General features: G+C 37.7%; 1 protein-coding gene. It reads left to right on the top strand.

From position 1 onward, the window contains the following. The coding region (locus ACTNB3_RS17990; protein ID WP_441027332.1) for a transposase at nt 1-300 on the top strand (300 nt) is incomplete at both ends.

Raw genomic sequence — 300 nt, 5'->3', positions numbered from 1 at the left:
ATTTGAAATGGACGAAGAAAAAACAAAAGTGATAAAGTGTCCGGCAGGAAACACACCTAGAAGTTGTTGTTATAAGAAGAGCAATGATGAATTTAAAATCACCTTTGACAGAGATGTATGCGCAAACTGTCCACATAAGGAACAGTGTCATGCCAAAATATTCAAAAATATAGCAAGAGTACTTATTACGAAAAAGAGCCTGATTCGCCTCGCACTAGAGGAGAGAATGTCTAGTGAAACATATAATCTGTATCGCAGGATACGAAACGGAGTAGAAACGATTCCCTCAATTCTTCGAAG

It is taken from the genome of Bariatricus sp. HCP28S3_D3 (assembly GCF_052065755.1).
Taxonomy (GTDB): Bacteria; Bacillota; Clostridia; order Lachnospirales; family Lachnospiraceae; genus Allocoprococcus.
Note: the sequence above shows the minus strand (reverse complement) of the source record. Positions and strands in the feature narration are given on the sequence as shown.